The organism is Saccharopolyspora spinosa NRRL 18395, from assembly GCF_000194155.1.
Classification (GTDB): domain Bacteria; phylum Actinomycetota; class Actinomycetes; order Mycobacteriales; family Pseudonocardiaceae; genus Saccharopolyspora; species Saccharopolyspora spinosa.
Map to the genome: position 1 here is coordinate 90,207 of NZ_GL877879.1, position 18,110 is coordinate 108,316.

Genomic DNA, 18,110 nt, shown 5'->3' on the forward strand with positions numbered 1-18,110 from the left:
GGTACGGGCCGGCCCACCGATCTGCTACTGGCCGCGTGTGCGTCCCTGGGACTGTTGGAGAAGACCGGGAACGAATACCGCAACGCGCCGGTCGCGGAAGAGTTCCTCGTGGTGGGCCGTCCTTACTACTTCGGCGGCTTCGTCCGGTTCTGCGATCAGCGTGAGTACCCGGCCTGGCACCGGGTGGTTCAAGCGCTGCGCACGAACCGACCCACCACTTGGGACCCCGAGACCCAGTATTCGCCATTCGCGGCGGAAATCCGGTGATGATGGCCCTGTTCTGGGAGGCCATGTATTCCATCTCCACGTTCACCGCCCGAGCACTGGGCGACTCCTACGACTTCGCTGCGCACAACCGGCTGCTGGACGTCGGGGGCGGGCAGGGAGCGTTCCCGGTCGAGCTGTGCCGCCGCTACCCGCACCTGTCGGCCACCGTATTCGATCTTCCACACGTGTGTGACCTCGCCGAGGACAAGATCGCGGAATCGGGCATGGGCAACGTGCTCCCCGCCGGCGACTTCCTCGACGCCCAGCCGCTGCCCAGTGGCTACGACGTCATTCTGCTGAGCATGATCCTCCACGACTGGGACGAGGCGAGCAATCGTCAGCTCCTGGCCAAGTGCTACGCGGCGCTTCCGCCGGGCGGCGCAGTTGTCGTGTGCGAACTGGTGCTGAACTCTGAGCGCACCGGCCCTCCAGCCGCCGCCCTGATGGGGATGAACATGCTCATCGAGACCGAGGGGGGCAAGAACTACTCGGAGACCGAGTACACAACGTGGCTCCTCGAAGCCGGGTTCGAGCAGCCACGCATCGTCCCGCTGGCCGCAGCCGGCGCGAACGCCGCGATCGTGGCCGTGCGAGGGAAGTAGTGCCCATTGTCTCCCGCCCCGTGGTGGGGCTACCGCCGCATGTGCTGGACCAAAATGAAGTCCTGGACCATTTGACACGCCGCCTGCGGGGCAACCCGAAAACCGCCGCCATCCGACGAGTGCTGGAGAACACCACCGTACGGTCCCGGCGCGCCGTTATCCCGCTGGACGAGATCGTCGCGCACACGGGCCTGAACAAACGGAATCGTCTTCACCTCGAACACGCCGTCGGACTGGCTGCCAGCACGGCCCTCGACGCCCTGGACGCAGCCAACTGCACTGCGAACGACATTGATGCCCTGGTGGTTGCCAACTGTACCGGTCACGCCCTACCTGGCGTGGACGCACATCTGGTCAACACACTCGGACTGCGCCCGACCGTCCGCCGCACGCCCATCGCCCAGATGGGCTGTGCGGGCGGCGCCTACGCGCTCGCCCGGGCCGCACAGGACCTCGCGGCTCACCCCGACGCAACCCACGTCCTGGTTGTTGCGGTGGAACTCCCTTCCTTGTCCTACCAGGCGGACGACCTCACGATTTCCAGCCTCGTCTCCGGCGCTTTGTTCGGGGATGCGTGCGCGGCCACTGTGGTCTCGGCCGACGACACTCGCAGCGGCCTACGCCTGGGTGCCGCCTGGGAGTACCTGCTACCGGCCTCCCTCGATGACATGGTCTACCGCGTCGACGAGGCGGGCTTTCACTTCGACACACTGCCATCCGTCACTGACTGCATAGTCAAAACCGTACCGCATCTGGCGACGTGGCTCCGAACGAACAGCGCCGACCCGCAATGGGCCCCGCAGTTCCTCGTCTCCCACACCGGCGGGCCGAAGATCATGGACGCGCTCAGGGACGGACTCGGATGTTCCGAGGAACTGTTTGCCTTTTCCCGTGCCAGTCTTCGCGAACTCGGCAATACCGCCAGTGTCGCCGTACTGGACGTCCTCGCCCGAACTTGGCACCAAGCGAGCACGCATCCAGCGGCAACTGGGTTGCTTGTCGGCTTCGGACCGGGCGTCACCACCGTGGCCATCCGCGCTTCGTGGAATTGAGAAATCCCGCGCCACCACTCGGTACCTCCTGGTAGCGATCGACGGCAACGCGCCGTCGCGCGCGGACGCGGTCGATGCCGTGATGGGTGCTGGTGATGGCTTTCTCGCTGGTGTCAGGAAAGAAGCTGGCCAGCTCGACGCATTTGACGCTGGACCATAAGGATTCCACGGAGTTGAGGCCGGGGGGCGTAGCCGGGTGGCCGTTCGGCGTTCCGCCAGTCGGTTTGGGTGGCCAGGAAGGTGCGTCCACTTCTTGTGCCAGCGTTGAACATTCTGCGGCAAAGCCTCCAAAAGCCATGCGACCTCGGCCTGCACAGAGCGTGCCCATACAACTCCACCGCGGCCCGATCCAGGCGGAAAGAGGTAGTTCCGCATGCCCGTTGGTGCTGTCTTGGGTTCTAATTTCGGGTCGGCTGGTTGTGAATCTGCTTGGGCGCGGTGAGCCTCTTGGGTGGACGATGATCAATTGCGGCCGGTCTTCGTCTCGGCCGCGGGAAGGATCGGGTGATGTCAGTCCAGCCGCCTCCGTGCCCGGAGGTTCCTGAACACACCGTCGCGGTGGCGCGGGCGGCGTTTCCCAAGTACACGCAGGTGATGCGGGCCCGTGACGAGGTGTCGGGCCCGTTCGCGGAACGGTGCTCGGAGCTGGGACCGGTCAACGCCAGGAGCCGGCCGCGTACCGATTCCGCGCAGGTGCTCGCCGCGATGCGTGCGGTCATCCGGTTGGAGTTTCTCGCTGAGACGCTGCGAGCAGCTCTGGAGGCGCTGCCCGCAGTGGCACCGGACTGCCCGGTCACCCGGATCACCCACAGCGGGCTGGAGGTGGCGTGGCAGGAGGAGCAAGACCTCCAGCCCACCGTGAACACGATCCACCCGCAGCCGTCGGCAGCTGTTGCTGCGCCCACGCGACATTCGCAACGCGGTCGAGCGGCCCGAACCGGCCGGACACGCACCAGCAACCTCGCCAGACCCAACCTCACCCTTGCCGCATAACTACCAAATAGGCAACAGAGTCGTTGGGTTGGGTGTGTTTTATGTTTTCGTCGATCATGGTGCCGGAGGGTGTGCGGCGGCTTTTTCAGGTGTTGACCGGTGAGGATATGACGGATGCGGATGAGGGTGTGTTGTTCGCGGTGGCGGATGCGTTGGAGTCGGGTGCGGTGGGAGTGGGCGAGGTAGGGGGATTCGTGGCGGAGTTGGTGGGGAAGGTGCGGACGGAGTTCTCGGGGAAGGCGGCGGACCGGTTCGCGGACGGGCTGGAGATCTTTGATGGGTTGCTGTCCTCGGGTGATGGGGCGTGGTGGTGTGGCGTTCACGTGGTGCCGGATCTGCAGGCTCAGGTGCAGATGCTGGGTGAGAAGTCCAGTGCGAAGTGGGATGGGAAGCTCAGTGAGCAGGCGGCGGGGATGGGGGCGTTTTCGGCGTTGGTGTCGCTGCCGTTGTCGGCGGTGGGTGGTCTGGTGAGCAACGCGGTGACGAAGGTGCTGGTGCGGGGACTGGGCGATGAGGTGGACGAGAAGATTCTGGAGGCGGCGGCCAGGAAAGCGGTGGCCGAGCACGCGGAGTTGTATCCGGTGTCAGCGATGGCGAGCTTCGCCGACGTGGTGGCGAAGCATCTGGATCATTACGCGGGTATGTCGGTGCGGGGCATGTGGTCGGCTCGGTTCGGGCATGGCGTGGGGGAGGCGTTGGAGGATGCGTTGTCGGAGTTGTTCGGCGAGGTGGGGTACCAGGCGGCCACGGGCCAGGAAGTGACCTGGAATCCGTACTCGGTGACAGCGGGTTTCTTCGAGTCGGTGTTCAGCGGCGTGGGCAGGGTGGCGGGCTTGGCGTCGCGGGGCAGGCTGGTGCCGGATGGCCCGAGCCCGTACCTCAACGACACCGGCCACAGCGGCAAGGGCGGTGCGAATGGCGATGCGGCGGACGGGGAGGAGTCCCCGTTGCTGGAGAAGGGTTCCGGGTCGCAGACAGGCGATGCTTTTGGCTCCCCGTACCTCGGCAGGCCATCCGATTCGTCAGCGATGTCAGACTCCTCGGAGGTGTCGGCGATGTCTGATGTGGATTCCGTTTTCTCGGCACTGGGCGAGTTGAAGGGTGTCGGGGCAGGAAAGGCTGGAATCCTTGGTGATTCGGACCTTCTGGCGGGTGAGCGTGGCAACGAATCCGTGCTGGGGGAGCCGGAAAGCATCGGGCAGAACACGAAACCGATGTCACGGCATGACGGCGATGCGACGGCCCCGTGGATCGTGGCGGGTTTCGGGCAGGACCGGCCGCGTACGCCGCAATCGGCGGATGCGACCACGACGCAGTTGTTCGAGCAGGATCGTGCGGCGACGCCTCCGGCGTACAGCCCGATTGCCGGCACATATCAGGTCGTCAATGGCGTGTCTGGTGTGGATGATCCAAGTGGATCCGGTGATCAGGCACAGCGAGTGGAGCCTGGGGCGCGGGTGCAAGGTCCGTCGGCGGAATCGTCTGGTGTGCCCGGTTTGTCTGAGCGTGTGGAGTCTGGGGTGCGGGTGCAAGGTTCGTCGGCGGAATCGTCTGGTGTGCCCGGTTTGTCTGAGCGTGTGGAGTCTGGGGTGCGGGTGCAAGGTTCGTCGGCGGAATCGTCTGGTGTGCCCGGTTTGTCTCAGCGTGTGGAGCCTGGGGCAAGCGCGCAAAGTCCGTCGGCGGAAACCCCTCGTGCACCCGGTCTGCCTTCGGATGCTGCCCAGCCGAAGGCCACCGCGCCTGCTGCCGTTGCGGACCGGCTAGGTGGGCCGGAGTCGCTGGACTCGTCGGAGTTCTTGGGAGGTCGATCAAAAGCGCTGGAAGACCAGGTGCTTCCGGGTGCGCATGTCGAGTCGTCGCCAGCAGGCACGAGCGGCCATGTTGTGTCCACCGGACATGCGGATGCTGTTGTGTTGCATGAGGATTCGCATCTTTCGGATGGCGAGCCGCTGCTGCCTGTGGCTGAATCGCAGGTGTCGCCAACATCGAATGCTGGGGTTGCGGGGCTGTCGGGGTTGCCTCCGGGCACAGTGCCGGTGCCAGTGCCTGCCGAGGCGGCTTCCGTTGGTGTATCGGCGGCGCTTGTGCGCAGTAGCGTTGGCGATACTGCTACGACGCCGGTGTTACTGGTTTCCCAGGCCGACCCGAATTCCGGTGTGGTGCTATCTCGGCGCCAGGCATCGAATCTGGCAAAGACACTGGGCGGCGATGTTGTTGCGTTGGTCCCGGGGCGCGGCGAGCGTGGCCCGCGATGGATGTGGTTCCGCGCGGACGGGTCTCGCCCCAAACCTGTGGGCGAGCCGCGCCGGAAGACGGCGTCGAAGCAGACGGCCGCGCAGCGCGGCGATCTGGGGGCATTGGCGAACGCATCCACCGCAGTTCCAACGGCGGAAACGGTGACATCCCGCGAGGTGCCAAGCCCGGAGACGGCATCGGGTGTCGTGGGCGACCAACCGAGGACACCGGCTACTGCCACGTCCGAGGCGGATGCCGCCCGGGAGCGCCTGGTGTCGGCGGCGGATTGGTCGGAGTCGGATCTGCGAGCGGAGATCGAGCATGCCAAGGCGGTAGCGGAACCCAGCGATGTTGAGGCGGCCAAGAACATTGTGCGGTACACGCACGATGTCGTTAATTTGGCTCGCGAGAATGCTCGTGTGCCCTTGGCCGATGTGGTGGCGTTGGTCGCTGCCCAGCACCCCGACCAAAGCCTTGAAAACCAGACCCGGGCCGGCGAGCTCTCCCATGCGCTGGCGGAAAGGTTTGGCACGCACGGAAACAGTCTACGCATCCGCGCCGGAGCGGGGGACTCCAAACCGTCGGGAGTCGACTTGGCGTGGGTCGCGGAAAGCGACCGGAGCAGTATCGTGGAGGTCTCCCGCGAACGTGTGTACAAGGCTTCGGGCCGGGCTCCTGCGGACGTCACGAAGTATGGCTTTATCGGCGGTAACGACAGGATAACGACTATCTACGATCACACTTATGCGGCCTCCCGCGACCAATATGTGTCGACGACCGAGGATCCGAATTATCATCACAAGAATCTTCGCTACCGCTACGTGATCGACCCGTCGGTCACTGGAATCTCCGTGGCGGACACCCTGAAGGCGCAGAATAAGAATTATTGGGTTCCGTGGGAGCGGGAAATCCTTTATCGCTATATCGGGGCCGAGGATATTATTGGGTGGTACGAGTACAAGGAAGATTCGAATTCTCTGTCCGGGATTTCCCTGGTGAGGTTTGTCCGGAACAAGGGTTATCGCGGAAACAAAGACGCTCCTCCGGTGGTGTGAGCACTCGGCCCGAAGCACGCTTCGAATCCGGCCAAGCTGGCACCGGCCCTACCACGGGAATCTGCTGGACCGCTCGGTAGCCGGGTGTGTGCCCAGCTCATCGGCCAGCGGACCGGCAAAAGTGTTGCTCTCGACATTCGACATCGAGGCTTTCGATCCCCCGGCGCAGGCTGTCCACTCGGGCTCGGTACGTCCAGGGTCGGCGGGAACCGCCGGTACCGGCGGCAACGACCGACAGATCCAGATGTGACGACGCACCTTGGGCGCTGAAAGTCCATTGCTCCCAGGGCAGCGAACATCCCCTGGTGGTCATCCCGCTGACCACCAGGAACCTGCTCTACACCGCGATCACACGCGCCAACCGGCTCGTGGTACTCGTGGGTTCCGAGAAGGCATTCGGCCAGGCTGACCGCACCGTCGGTTCCGGGCGCGACGCACGCTGGCATCCCAACGACCGAGACGTGGCTTGGCTTGACCCTACTCGGCATGCGGTAACGTGACTGGCGATCAAGAAGTCGCTGCTAGCCGGGGAGGACATGTTCGGCAATGTCCTTAGCCGCCGACTCCGCGCCGCTGCATTGGATGAAGATCACCGACCCGGATGCGTCGATTCCGGATCATCCGCCAGGAGTCGACGTCCGGGTCATGCTTCCCGATCATGCCGAATTTGCAACGCTTCGGGAAAAGTTGCTCGCCGACGGTATTCCGGTTCGGACAGCGCGGTACCTCGTCGAACAGGACACCATCAGCACCCTCGCGCACAACGGCCGGTTGGCCGTCACCAGCGGTGAATGCCACCTGACACGTGCTGTTCCGAGGATTTTCTCGAGCGCGTTCGACCCGGCGGCGTCGACGGCCCGCGATACCTTCGATCTGCTTTGGAACATCCACGCGCCGATCGATTCCGAGCCGGTCACGTCCAAGCCTGCGAGTGAACTCGTGCCATCGGACTGGCTTGGCTTCCTGCCCCACCGGATGCTCAACCCAGCGCAAGCCGAGGCAGCGCCGCACATTCTGCACGGCGAGGAGAACGTGGTCGTCGTCGCGCCTACAGGCACCGGAAAGACAGTAATCGGGATGATGGCGGCCCTGCGCGCGATCAAGGAGAACGGGCGCAAAGCAGCATGGTTGGTGCCGCAACGATCCCTCACCGACGAGCTGAACCAGGAACTCGACGCGTGGCGCCAGGGTGGGCTGCGGGTGGAGCGGCTCTCCGGCGAGTACAGCGTCGATATCCAACGCGTGCGCGATGCCGACATCTGGGTCGCCACCACTGAGAAGTTCGAAGCGATCTGCCGCGCCTCGTCGTTCCGGGAAGCGTTGGGGACGGTGGGTTGTCTTATTGTCGACGAGATCCACCTTCTCGGGGATCCGACCCGGGGCTCGGTCCTCGAAGCTCTGCTCGCCCGAGTCAGAGACGGCGATGCGCGGACGCGGATCGTGGGTTTGTCGGCGACCGTGTCCAACGCGGGACAAATCGCGGACTGGCTGCACGCCGAGCTGGTGCGCACGGTGTGGCGGCCAAACCGGTTGACCTGGCAGCTTCCCACCATCTCGGCGCATTCGGACTGGAGTCAGAGCGAGGCCGCCCGCACCCGATTGGCCAGTTCCCTGACCGGTCTCATCACTTCGGACGGCGGGAGCGTGCTCGTGTTCTGCGGCAGCAAGCGAGGTGTCCGCCAAACCGCGCTGATCATCGCGGGCAGCCGCGGAGCGAACATCGACGGCGTTCACCCGGACGACCTCGACCGGCTCCACACGGCATGCCGGCAGGCGCGGGTCGGCTTGCACTACAAGGGTTGGGATCACCGGCAAGACGACGAACGAGCCTTCCGGCAACGCGACCTCGACGTGCTCGTGGCGACCTCGACGGTCGCGGCCGGGGTGAACCTGCCGGCCCGCGCGGTGGTCGTGCGCGACACACAGGTCGGCTTGAACAACATCGACGTCGCCACCGTGCAGCAGATGTTCGGTCGAGCGGGACGCGTGGGCACTGGCGAAAACCAAGGCTGGGCTTTCCTGATCGTCAACGAAACCGAACGGCCGCACTGGCAGGCCCGGCTGAGCCGAGGCCACAAGGTGGACTCGCAGATCCAGTCAAGCCTTCCCGACCACATCCTCGCCGAAGCGGTGCAACGACGCATCCGCTCGCTCCGGGAGGCCGAGCAGTGGTGGGTGCAGACGCTCGCCCACCACCAGGGCAGCCACAGTCTCGCCCCACTCCGACATGCCGTCGACTTCCTGGTGGAAGGCGGCTATCTGAGCGCCACCTGCACTCCCGACGACGACGTCGCGCTCGCACCAACCGAACTCGGCACGGTCACCGCGCGCATCATGGTGTCGACTACGGTCGGACACGAACTCCGCAAAGCGCTCGCCGGCGAGCCGGTGCCCGCCGACGCCGAAGATGCCGAGCAAGTTCTCATCGGCGCGTTGTCCACAATTGTTCCGAAAATCGCCCAGGCCTCGATCAGCGAAGACCTGAAAGCCACGGTCCTGCGACTGCTCGAGTCGAACGGACGCCTCCACGACGCCTTTCGCCCAGACGGAATTGGACAGGGACGTTACGCGCCCGGCGATCTGGCGAAAGCGACGCTGCTCACTGCGGCGAACACGCCTTCGGCGTTTCACGCGCGCGCTCGGCAGATCGGCGGCATCCCATACCCGACCATGTACCCGGTGCTCGAAGAAGCACCGCGATACCTGCACTGGCTGGGCACACAAGGGTATCTCCGCACCCTCCATCCGTGGTGTGCGATCGTCGCTGCCGATCTGAGCAGGCGCATCCGCTGGCGGCGCTGCCAACCGCCACGAGGAGCCGGCAGATTGCTGTGGATGTGCGAACAGATCGCAACACCGCTGCACGCCGAAGACGCGGTCCCGAAGCTGTGGGAAGCCGCCACCGCACGCGGAATCACAAGGCCGGACTGGGAATCCACCAGCCGACCGCAAGGCTGCCGCCTCGAACAGGACGACTACGTTGCGCTGCTGCGCGAACGCGCTACCGGAGCCGTCCTCTGCTCGGAAAATGGCACGGGCAGAGCGAAAGGCCCCGTCGGATCGATCGCCACCACCTGGGCGGGGACGAAGTGCGCAACCGCGATGCTGCACACTGGCCAAGCAGTCTTACCCGCTCTGCTGGACACTTCTGAGGAGCACGCTGACATCGCCCTGTTCACACGGCGCGGGGACTACTGCGCCACGGGCTGGCTCGCCGCCTACTCGGGTATCAAGCACGGCCCTGATCTGTGACCTCGCAGTAGCCCAGCGTTAGGTGTGACCGCGCGGAATCTCCCGCCACCGACACTGGAGCGAAGGAGCTGCCAGCAAGCGCGGCCGGGCACCTCGCCTCGAATCAAGATCTTGGGTGCGGGAAAGTCCTGACGTACCTCGATGCGACCCACAGTATCCGGACATGGCAGCTGCCATGCGATGCGTTTGCCGTCGGGGCTCTCGCGAGGGCCGGTTACGGGCCGTTGGTCGGCCCCCGCAGGGTCTCCTCCTGCCGGGGGGATGTGCGAAAGGAGGAGACAATCGGACCACACGCGCCACGAGCTGACCGAAGCAATACTGGCCGAGCCGCAGTGCCGGCAGCAAGAGTTGTCCAGGCAGCATCGTCGGCCATTTAGGGCAGCGACTTGACGGATTCGGTCAAGATCGTCAACGTGTGTGCGACGTTCGGACGGTCCGCACGCTTTCGATCTTGGGTTTGGCCTCAACCAGTCTCCAAAGATCCACATTGGTCGCCGGCTGCAGTGGCCCAGAGCTGCCGAGGCGCCGCACCCCCAGGTTGGTGCCGGGGAGGTACTTTCGTGCAGACATGGATGGACAAAAGTACCTCCATGTGCTTCGATGATCACGCTCATACGGATAAGCTTCATGCTCCGTGTGGAGTAGAGAACCGACCTTAGGAATGTATTTGGAGTCGCACGTATCCACCCTCCGAGCCGCCGCACGTCAAAAGCAGAAACAAGCTCCACCGTCTCATGCGGGAACCATCAAGCCATTTAGCAACGGAGTTGGTCGGGATGGCAGTCAGCGCTGTTATCGCGGGGTTGGCTGCCTGGTTGCCTCCCGCGGTTGTCACGAATAAAGATTTGTGCTCGAGGCTGGACACGTCCGAGGAGTGGATAGAAAGCCGCACGGGCATTATGGAGCGTCGGGTCGTCTCGAACGGTGTGGCGACGGTGGACTTGGCGGTGGAGGCTGGCGGTCGAGCGCTGAAGGCAGCCGGGGTGCCCGGGGTCGATGCGGTCGTTGTCGCGACGACCTCACCAGATCGGATCTGTCCAGCTGGAGCGCCGGAGGTGGCGTCGAGGCTCGGGCTGGGCCCCATCGCAGCTTACGACCTGACCTCTGCGTGCAGTGGCTTCGTCTACGGCCTTGCCACGTGCGCTGGGCTCATTAGCGCCGGGGTCGCCGAAAGTGTGCTTTTCATTGGTGCCGAAGCGTTCTCGACATTCATCGACTCTGAGAATCGCACCACCGCACCGATCTTCGGCGATGGAGCCGGGGCGGCGGTCCTGCGTCGCGGAAGCCCAGCGGAGCCGGGCGCGATCGGACCGTTCGACCTGGGAAGCGACGGCGCGCAAGCGGATCTGCTGGCCATCCAGGGTGGTGGCTCACGGCAGCGGTCACTGACCGGGCTCGGTCACGGCGAGGTACCGACCGAGGACTGGTATCTATCGATGGCCGGACGGGCGATCTATCAGCAGGCGGTTGCCCGGATGACGGAATCCTCACTTGCCGTGCTCGATCGTGCCGGCTGGTCGGTGACCGACGTGGACCGCTTCGTCGGACACCAGGCCAACATCCGCATCCTCAGCTCCGTCGCCCAACGGTTGGGTATCGCGTCGGAGAAGGTTCTTATCAACATCGATCGAGTCGGAAACGCCCTTTCGGCATCCATCCCGCTCGTCCTGGCCAGCGCCGCCGCTGGCGGCGACCTGCGTCCGGGGGACAGGGTGCTGATCACCGCGTTCGGGGCGGGATTGTCCTGGGGTTCCACAGTCTTGGTGTGGCCGGACATTCCAGTAGACAGTCCACTGTGAGTTTTTCGAATTGAATTCAGAAGGAGACCGTGATGAGCGATTTGTACACCCAACTCGGCGAATTGCTGACGAGTAAGTTCGATGTCGAGAGCTCGGATCTGAGGACCGACGCGTCGTTCGAAGACCTGGGCCTCGATTCATTGGCGCAGGTAGAACTGGGTGAATTGCTCGAGCAGCATTTCGGGGTCGAGGTCACCGATGCCGAGATGGAGAATATGGCCACGTTAGCTGACATCCTCGAAGCATTGGAGAAAAAGGGAGCGACCGTCTGATGTCCGGATTCGCGGTGGCGGTCACCGGCCTCGGGCTCATCACGCCCGCAGGGATCGGTGTGGAGGAGAACTGGAAGCAGGTCGCCGAAGGTTGTCCGACGGCGGCCACCGACCCTGAGCTGGCCGGGCTCCAGGTCGACTTTTCCTGCCGCGTACCGGGTTTCGATCCCGCCGCGAGTCTCGGTGAGCACAACGCCTGGCGGCTCGACCGTAACCAGCAGTTCGCCCTCGTCGCGGCGCGCGAAGCCGTTCGTGATGCGAAACTGACCGAGGACGACTGGGATGTCACCAGAGTGGGCGTTGTTCTCGGTTCCGCCGCCGGTGGAACTTCGACGATGGAAACGCAGCAGTCCAAGTTGCTGAATAACGGCGCGGCCAAAGTTTCGGCGCTGACCCTTCCGATGGGCCTGTTGAACATGGCGGCCGGTCAACTAGCGATCGAGCTCGGGGTACGGGGGCCGAATCTCACGATCTGCACCGCCTGCGCCTCAGGCACGAGCGCGATCGGCGTGGCACGGGACCTGATTCGCTCCGGCTCGGCCGATATCGTCATTGCCGGGGCGACAGAAGCGGCGGTGACACCGCTGTTCGTCGCCGCATTCAGCCGGATGCGAGCACTTTCCAGGAACACCGACGATCCACGCGCCGCGTCCCGGCCTTTCGATGCGGCGCGGGACGGCTTCGTCATAGCCGAGGGCGGCGCGGTCCTGATTCTGGAAAGCGAGCGCCATGCGTTGGCCAGAGGAGCTCGGGTGCGTGGGCGGGTCATCGGTTACGGCGCGTCCGCCGACGGCCACCACGTTACGGCGCCCGACCCGGAGGGCAACGGGGCCGAGCAGGCAATCCGTGGTGCGTTGACCGACGCTGGTCTCACAGCGCGCGAGGTCCAGCACGTCAACGCCCACGGCACCGCCACGCCCCTCAATGATGTCATCGAAGCCGCCACCATCCGGCGGGTGTTCGGTGAGCACGTCGCCGTCAGCTCAACCAAGGGCGTGACCGGGCACGCGCTCGGTGCCGCCGGGGCGATCGAAGCGGCATACGGGATCCTTTCCCTCCAACACGGGCACATCCCTCCCACGGCCAACCTGGAAAGCCCGGATCCGCAGATCGAAGTCGACCTTGTATCCAAGACGGCACGTCCTTGCGCGCTCGAGGTTGTACTGAGCAACTCCTTCGGCTTCGGTGGCCAGAACGCCGTGCTCGCCCTCGCAGCCTAGTAGCCGACCAGCTCGCTCCTCCGGCGCGTGAAAGGTAAAGAAGATGAGAAGCGTTGCAACACAACACGACTGGCACTGAAGGAATTCCTGACCGCCGTGGACAACGCGGAAACCGGAGACGGCCGCCCCGCCCTGCGGTTGCTGGCATGCCGTTGACCCTCCCCACATGATTGCACCGGTCAGAAGTCGTGAGTGTGTTGAGGCGTCGTAGCACCTCAACGGGACTCACGAGCCACTGACCCGCAGGAACCCGAGAGCCTCGAAAGGCCGTCTGAGACCGACTCCCGGAGGATCCGATGACCGCAGTGGCCAGCCGGCCGGAGAGCGACCAGGAAGCCCACGCCGCCGGTATCGAAACCGTCCACCACCTGGCCAACCTGCCACGCTACCCGAAACTACCTAAACCGGACAGGTCAACCTTGCGCACTCCCTGGCCCCGCCGGATGTCGCGCTGGCGCTGAGCGCGGAGCCGGGCGAGAGCGTGCTCGCGTACCACGCGAGAGCCTGGACCGTGCCGGCTGCCGTCCACAGGGTTGCAGCCCGGTCGGATCCGCCAGCTGGTGCGGGGGTGGCGGGGGCGGTGCCGTCCGTCGCCGGACCGGGTGCCCCGGGCGCGTCGTCGGATCGCCACGGGCGCGGCGTCGTGACGGGTGGGTTTGCGATTGTTACGGCTGTTCACGCCGCTGCGGCAGACCATCGAGTGCTGAGCATCGGTTCGCGTGGGCGATGACGTGGCGGCGGTGGCCGCGGCGATTCGGGCGGCGATGGCGCCGCACACCGACTTCCGGGGCACGCACGAGAGCGGGCTGGCGAAGATGATCGCCATCGGCCTCGGCAAGCACCGCGACGCGACGACCCTGCACACCCTCGGCTTCGGAGTGTTCGGCGTCGCTGGCCTCCTGGCCGGGCCATGAGGCATGCCCGTGACCGGCCCAGAGCGCTGAGCAAAATGGTCGCGGCTGCTGCCTCTGGTGAACGTGATCCGGGATGAGCGAATTGGTTCCAACGCGGCTGGGCCGGCATTTTCGGGATGGCAACTCCGCGCATATTCGAGAAGATCATGCACCATGTGTGGACGTGGGTGGCGTTGCTGATCGTCAAACGCCACAAGCGATCCTGTGCGTAATGGGTGGTCCGTGCTCGCCTACCACTTCTCCGAACACTTCGGACAGTCAGGAACGACAGCAGCTGCCAGGCCGGTGCCCCGCAGGTCATCGTTACCCGAGTCACGGATGATCTGGAGGTTGGAGGTTCCTGCATGAGAAGCTGCCGTGAAGCCTGGCTGAGGGTAGCACTCTGCTGCAAATGGTCGGGATGGGCTCGGGACGGCGAACCTGGTCGCGCTCACAGCTTTGAAGCACCGCGAGCAGGCAGGCCGTCCGACGGGGCATTGTCGCGTGGCCCGCAAACCGCCAAGACCACCTGGGCAGGTATTTCAGAAGTTGCGCTCGATTTTCGCAGGGAGCCTGCTGGGAGTATCGGCTTGTGATGCACTGAACCTGCTCTGACCGCCGTTTGGGGCACCTTCGGTGGTACTTCCGCCTGGGCGTTACCTCTTGAGTGAACTGCGGCCGCGTAGACCGTGCGTCGCTCGCCGTTCAAACGTCTCACCACAGAATTGCTGGTCGGACGCCCATTTGATCGATCCGGGTGTATTGACCGCAGCTCCCCGCGCTGGGCTGTCTCAGCCGTTAGCGTGCACGAAATCTGAGCGCGGTCGGCTGCCCAGTCAGGCAGCCGTTACTGGATTTACGGGCAGAGACGGCGGCGATCAGTTCCCGGACCGCTGACAATGGGCGGCGGTTCGGGCATCCTCCTTCGCGAGGAACCTCACAAGGGAAAACCCTCACAGCCGGAAGGGACAGTGTCAACCTCTCGCACCTTCCCATCTCACTAGGCATGCAGCCAGCGCTGACCGTGCCTTAGTTTCTGAACTTTGGTCGACGCCTCCAGCTGGAAGGCGGCGACGGATTTAGCCTGCATCGGGCGATACGGAGACGAGCCTTGGCCATGAAGATAGTCCGAACGGTAGCCGAGATTCGCGACTACACAACGGAAATGCGCTTACGGGGACGAAGCATTGGTCTCGTCCCCGCGAAGGGCGCGTTACACGGAGGTCACGAATCCTTGATGAAAGCGGCGCGACGAGAGTGTGACGTCGTGGTGCTGGCCACTTTCATCGACCCGGCTCAGTTCAGCGGCGAAGGCGGCTTCGAGGGCTATCTCCGCGACGAGCAGCGCGATGCGGAGATCGCTGCTCGACTAGGTATGGATGTGCTGCTCGCTCCGGAAGCGGCGGAGATCTCCCCGGATAGGTTCGCCACGACCGTTGGCCTGGGCGGGCCGCTGGTCGAGGCGATTCGGCGTACGGGGTCGACCGACGACGGCCAGTTGCCGGGGAAGTGCACGATCGCCACGAAGCTGTTCGACATCGTTCAACCGGACGTCGTGTTCTTCGAGGAGAAGGACCTGCCGGACTGGGTCGCGGTGAAGCGCATGGTTCGAGACCTGAACCTTGCCGTGTCGGTCAAGGTGTTGCCGACAGCACGAGAGTCCGACGGTTTCGCGATGTCGAGCCGCAACCTGTGCCTGGGTGACCACCGGCCGCAGGCTGTTGCGCTGTACCGCGCACTGCGCGCCGCTGCCGACTCGCTGAGCGACGGAGCAACCGATGCTGCCGTTCTGCGGGAGCGCGCGCTGGCAGCGATAGCGGTGGAAGTCTTGTCAGGCGACGTTGAACTCGACTACTTCGAGGTGCTCGACATCGAAACCCTCGAGCCCGTCGAGACGGTGGCGAATCCGGTGCTGTTGGCCATCGGTGCGCGGGCGGGAGCGGTCGCTTTGTTCGATATCATCCGTCCAGAACTTGAGAACCAGACGTGCGTCGACGCCGGCACCGAGAAGGACCTAAGCGAAGTGGATCAGGCCGGAAACCACGCCCACCGTTGCGCGGAGTCGTCTGTGGACATCGTTGTTTCCCGCCACAGCTTCGATGAGCGCGTTGGTCTGATCAAGCAGTTGCTCGACAGGACCGGCGAATCCTACGAGCCGTTGAGAAGTGAGCTTGCGGAATCGGACGTTCGGGGGAACATCGAAAACTTCGTAGGTGCGGTTCCCATCCCACTCGGACTGTGCGGTCCCCTCGAAATCCGAGGTAGGGAAGCGCGAGGAACCTTCGCGGTCCCGATGGCCACCCTTGAGGGCACCCTGCTCGCATCATATTCGCGCGGAGCTAAGGTGATGAACCGGTCGGGAGGTTGCGAGACCCTGGTGTATGACGACTACTTCTTGCGTGCCACCCAACTCACCACGGACTCCCTCGATGGCTCGGCGCGGCTCATCGCGTGGTGCCGGGAACGCGAGGACGTTATTCGCGAGATAGCGGTCGGCAGTAGTCGTCATCTGGGTGTGGCGGAAATTTCCTATGATTGTGCGGGTACTTCCGTCATCTTGTCGCTCCGGTGCACCACGGGTGACGCGATGGGCAGCAACATGGTCAGCAAGGCCGTGAGCCTAGTGTCCAATTATGTCACGAAAAACAGCGGTCTGGTGCGCGAGGAATTCGTGCCGTACCCGGAGGACAAGAAGAACATCCCGGCCCGCAAGAAGGGGAAGAAGGTCATCGCCCGTACCGTTCTGAAAGAGGATGTGGTGCGGACGATGACCCGAGTTGGCCTGGATCAACTGGCCAGCTACATCCGGAACTACAAGAATGCGCTGGCCCTGCACGGAAGTCCTTCCCTCAATATCCATGCGGTCAACGGCATGGCCGCGCTGTTCCAGGCCTTCGGGCAGGACATGGCATATCTTGGTGAATGTTCACAAGGAGTGGTGGACTGCCAGTTCCTGCCGTCCGGTGATCTTGAGGTGTCCATAACCTTGCCGACCCTCATCGTGGGGACTGTTGGTGGCGGAACGGGCCTTCCCGCTTTCCGCACAACGCTTTCCATAGTGGACTGCTATGGTGCGGGGAAAGCCAAGAAGCTCGCCGAGATCATGGCCGCCGTGATGCTCGGCGGCGAAATCGGATGCGCTGCGGCGCAATGCAGCAACGAGTTCGTCGCGGCACATGAGTCGCTGGGGAAGAACCGGCCATTCGACGCCGTCCCTCAGTTGGCGCGACCACGGCTTCCGGTCGGCGAGTCCATCGATGACACGGTGATGAGCCCCGCATGAACACTACAGTTGAGAAGGTCGATGGCACCGTCTCAGCGCCGGTGCGGCCGCCGCGGCTCGACCCTGCCTCGCTACTTCCTGAACGTGAGCCGTTCCAGGTCCTCGGTACGGCCAAGGCCGCTGACATCGACATCGAACTCATGCGGACCCTGTACTGGGACGTTGTGCGGGGTAGACGCTACAACCTGCAGGCAACGGCGTTGGCGAAGCAGGGAAGACTCGCCGTTTACCCGTCAACCACCGGGCAAGAGGCTTGTGAAGTCGCGGCCGCCCGCGCCTTGTCGCCGCAGGACTGGCTTTTCCCCACATACCGCGACACGCTCGCCGCTATCGTCCGAGGCGTTGACCCCGTTGAGGCGCTGGCAGTGATGCGTGGGGACTGGCATCATGGATACGATCCCTACGCGCACCGGGTTGCCCCACTGGCCACTCCGCTCGCTACCCAGCTTCCGCACGCTGTCGGGCTCGCCCGGGCCGCTCGGTTGAAAGGCGAAGACACCGTTGCCCTCGCCTTGGTGGGGGACGGCGGCACCAGCGAAGGTGACTTCTACGAGGCGGTCAACTTCGCTGCGGTACTGCAGGCGCCGGTGGTCTTCCTGGTGCAGAACAACAGGTTCGCCATCTCCGTCCCGCTGGCCAAGCAGAGCGCCGCACTGGCGCTGGCCGACAAAGCGGTCGGCTTCGGGCTGCCGGGACGTCTTGTCGACGGCAACGACGTCGTCGCCGTACACCAGGTTCTCACCGAAGCCGTGGAACGCGCTCGGCACGGCGGTGGACCTACCCTGGTGGAGGCGATGACCTACCGCATCGATCCGCATACCAACTCCGACGATGACAGCCGGTATCGCGACCCCTCGGAGGTCGACCGGTGGCGCGAGCACGACCCGGTTCTGGTGCTGGAACGATCCTTGCGCGGCCTGGGCGTTCTCGACGACTCCGACATCGAGGGAGCGGCTCGCTCGGCCGACGACTTCGCGGCAGACCTGCGCAAGCGCCACGAGCACCAGCCGAACCCGGATCCGATGACATTGTTCTCGCACGTCTTCGCGAAGAAGACACCCCAGTTGAGTGAGCAGGAAGCAATGGTGCGTGCCGAGCTGCACGCGCAAGCAGAAGGGGACAGCCAACTGTGACTAGAGCTTCGGCCGCTGTTGCGGGATCAGTCCCCGAAGCAAGGACTTCCAACC

At 64.4% G+C, this 18,110-nt stretch carries 14 protein-coding genes; all 14 read left to right on the forward strand.

Features of this window, described 5'->3' with window-relative positions:
- Window positions 1-54 precede the first annotated feature (54 nt).
- The 14 genes from SSPN_RS58475 (at window position 55) to SSPN_RS0119515 (ending at window position 18,056) form a co-directional block, all read left to right on the forward strand.
- The gene (locus SSPN_RS58475) at window positions 55-267 is read left to right on the forward strand and encodes a hypothetical protein (RefSeq protein ID WP_049887641.1); all 213 of its coding nucleotides are present in this window, start codon (window positions 55-57) and stop codon (window positions 265-267) included.
- Window positions 267-869 carry a methyltransferase gene (locus SSPN_RS44625; protein WP_049887642.1) on the forward strand — a complete coding sequence of 201 codons (603 nt, stop codon included), beginning with the start codon at window positions 267-269 and terminating at the stop codon, window positions 867-869. Before SSPN_RS58475 ends, SSPN_RS44625 begins: the two co-directional genes overlap by 1 nt.
- Entirely contained in the window at window positions 869-1,921 is a 1,053-nt protein-coding gene (locus SSPN_RS0119465; RefSeq protein WP_158309600.1) for a type III polyketide synthase, read from the forward strand. The genes SSPN_RS44625 and SSPN_RS0119465 overlap by 1 nt, the downstream gene beginning before the upstream one ends.
- A gap of 507 nt (window positions 1,922-2,428) precedes the next feature.
- The gene (locus tag SSPN_RS0119470; RefSeq protein WP_010307574.1) at window positions 2,429-2,914 is read left to right on the forward strand and encodes a hypothetical protein; all 486 of its coding nucleotides are present in this window, start codon (window positions 2,429-2,431) and stop codon (window positions 2,912-2,914) included.
- Window positions 2,915-2,955: 41 nt separating this feature from the next.
- Window positions 2,956-6,204, forward strand: a complete 3,249-nt coding sequence (locus SSPN_RS0119475; protein WP_010307575.1) for a hypothetical protein — start codon at window positions 2,956-2,958, stop codon at window positions 6,202-6,204.
- Between the two features lie 86 nt (window positions 6,205-6,290).
- Entirely contained in the window at window positions 6,291-6,704 is a 414-nt protein-coding gene (locus SSPN_RS62775) for an ATP-binding domain-containing protein (RefSeq protein ID WP_083821957.1), read from the forward strand.
- A gap of 46 nt (window positions 6,705-6,750) precedes the next feature.
- Window positions 6,751-9,456 carry a DEAD/DEAH box helicase gene (locus tag SSPN_RS0119485; protein ID WP_010307577.1) on the forward strand — a complete coding sequence of 902 codons (2,706 nt, stop codon included), beginning with the start codon at window positions 6,751-6,753 and terminating at the stop codon, window positions 9,454-9,456.
- A gap of 776 nt (window positions 9,457-10,232) precedes the next feature.
- On the forward strand, window positions 10,233-11,255 hold the full coding sequence (locus SSPN_RS0119490; RefSeq protein WP_029535506.1) for a beta-ketoacyl-ACP synthase III: 1,023 nt from the start codon (window positions 10,233-10,235) through the stop codon (window positions 11,253-11,255).
- Window positions 11,256-11,287: 32 nt separating this feature from the next.
- Entirely contained in the window at window positions 11,288-11,527 is a 240-nt protein-coding gene (locus tag SSPN_RS0119495; protein WP_010307579.1) for an acyl carrier protein, read from the forward strand.
- Window positions 11,527-12,747 carry a beta-ketoacyl-[acyl-carrier-protein] synthase family protein gene (locus tag SSPN_RS0119500; protein WP_010307580.1) on the forward strand — a complete coding sequence of 407 codons (1,221 nt, stop codon included), beginning with the start codon at window positions 11,527-11,529 and terminating at the stop codon, window positions 12,745-12,747. Before SSPN_RS0119495 ends, SSPN_RS0119500 begins: the two co-directional genes overlap by 1 nt.
- A gap of 296 nt (window positions 12,748-13,043) precedes the next feature.
- Window positions 13,044-13,208, forward strand: coding sequence for a hypothetical protein (locus SSPN_RS56885; protein WP_158309601.1), 165 nt, complete (start codon window positions 13,044-13,046; stop codon window positions 13,206-13,208).
- A 258-nt stretch (window positions 13,209-13,466) separates the two neighbouring features.
- On the forward strand, window positions 13,467-13,661 hold the full coding sequence (locus SSPN_RS0119505) for a hypothetical protein (protein ID WP_010307581.1): 195 nt from the start codon (window positions 13,467-13,469) through the stop codon (window positions 13,659-13,661).
- 1,144 nt (window positions 13,662-14,805) lie between these two features.
- Window positions 14,806-16,923 (forward strand): pantoate--beta-alanine ligase, encoded by a 2,118-nt coding sequence (locus tag SSPN_RS0119510; protein ID WP_237710794.1) that lies wholly within the window; start codon window positions 14,806-14,808, stop codon window positions 16,921-16,923.
- The gene (locus SSPN_RS0119515; protein ID WP_010307583.1) at window positions 16,920-18,056 is read left to right on the forward strand and encodes a thiamine pyrophosphate-dependent dehydrogenase E1 component subunit alpha; all 1,137 of its coding nucleotides are present in this window, start codon (window positions 16,920-16,922) and stop codon (window positions 18,054-18,056) included. Before SSPN_RS0119510 ends, SSPN_RS0119515 begins: the two co-directional genes overlap by 4 nt.
- Window positions 18,057-18,110: the final 54 nt, after the last annotated feature.

Bases quoted from the DNA above. Each gene is read 5' to 3' on its own strand.
- SSPN_RS0119515 (WP_010307583.1), top strand. From the start codon at position 16,920: ATGAACACTACAGTTGAGAAGGTCGATGGCACCGTCTCAGCGCCGGTG.
- SSPN_RS0119475 (WP_010307575.1), top strand. From the start codon at position 2,956: ATGTTTTCGTCGATCATGGTGCCGGAGGGTGTGCGGCGGCTTTTTCAG.
- SSPN_RS0119470 (WP_010307574.1), top strand. From the start codon at position 2,429: ATGTCAGTCCAGCCGCCTCCGTGCCCGGAGGTTCCTGAACACACCGTC.
- SSPN_RS0119510 (WP_237710794.1), top strand. From the start codon at position 14,806: ATGCGCTTACGGGGACGAAGCATTGGTCTCGTCCCCGCGAAGGGCGCG.
- SSPN_RS0119485 (WP_010307577.1), top strand. From the start codon at position 6,751: ATGTCCTTAGCCGCCGACTCCGCGCCGCTGCATTGGATGAAGATCACC.
- SSPN_RS0119500 (WP_010307580.1), top strand. From the start codon at position 11,527: ATGTCCGGATTCGCGGTGGCGGTCACCGGCCTCGGGCTCATCACGCCC.
- SSPN_RS0119495 (WP_010307579.1), top strand. From the start codon at position 11,288: ATGAGCGATTTGTACACCCAACTCGGCGAATTGCTGACGAGTAAGTTC.
- SSPN_RS0119490 (WP_029535506.1), top strand. From the start codon at position 10,233: ATGGCAGTCAGCGCTGTTATCGCGGGGTTGGCTGCCTGGTTGCCTCCC.
- SSPN_RS56885 (WP_158309601.1), top strand. From the start codon at position 13,044: ATGACCGCAGTGGCCAGCCGGCCGGAGAGCGACCAGGAAGCCCACGCC.
- SSPN_RS44625 (WP_049887642.1), top strand. From the start codon at position 267: ATGATGGCCCTGTTCTGGGAGGCCATGTATTCCATCTCCACGTTCACC.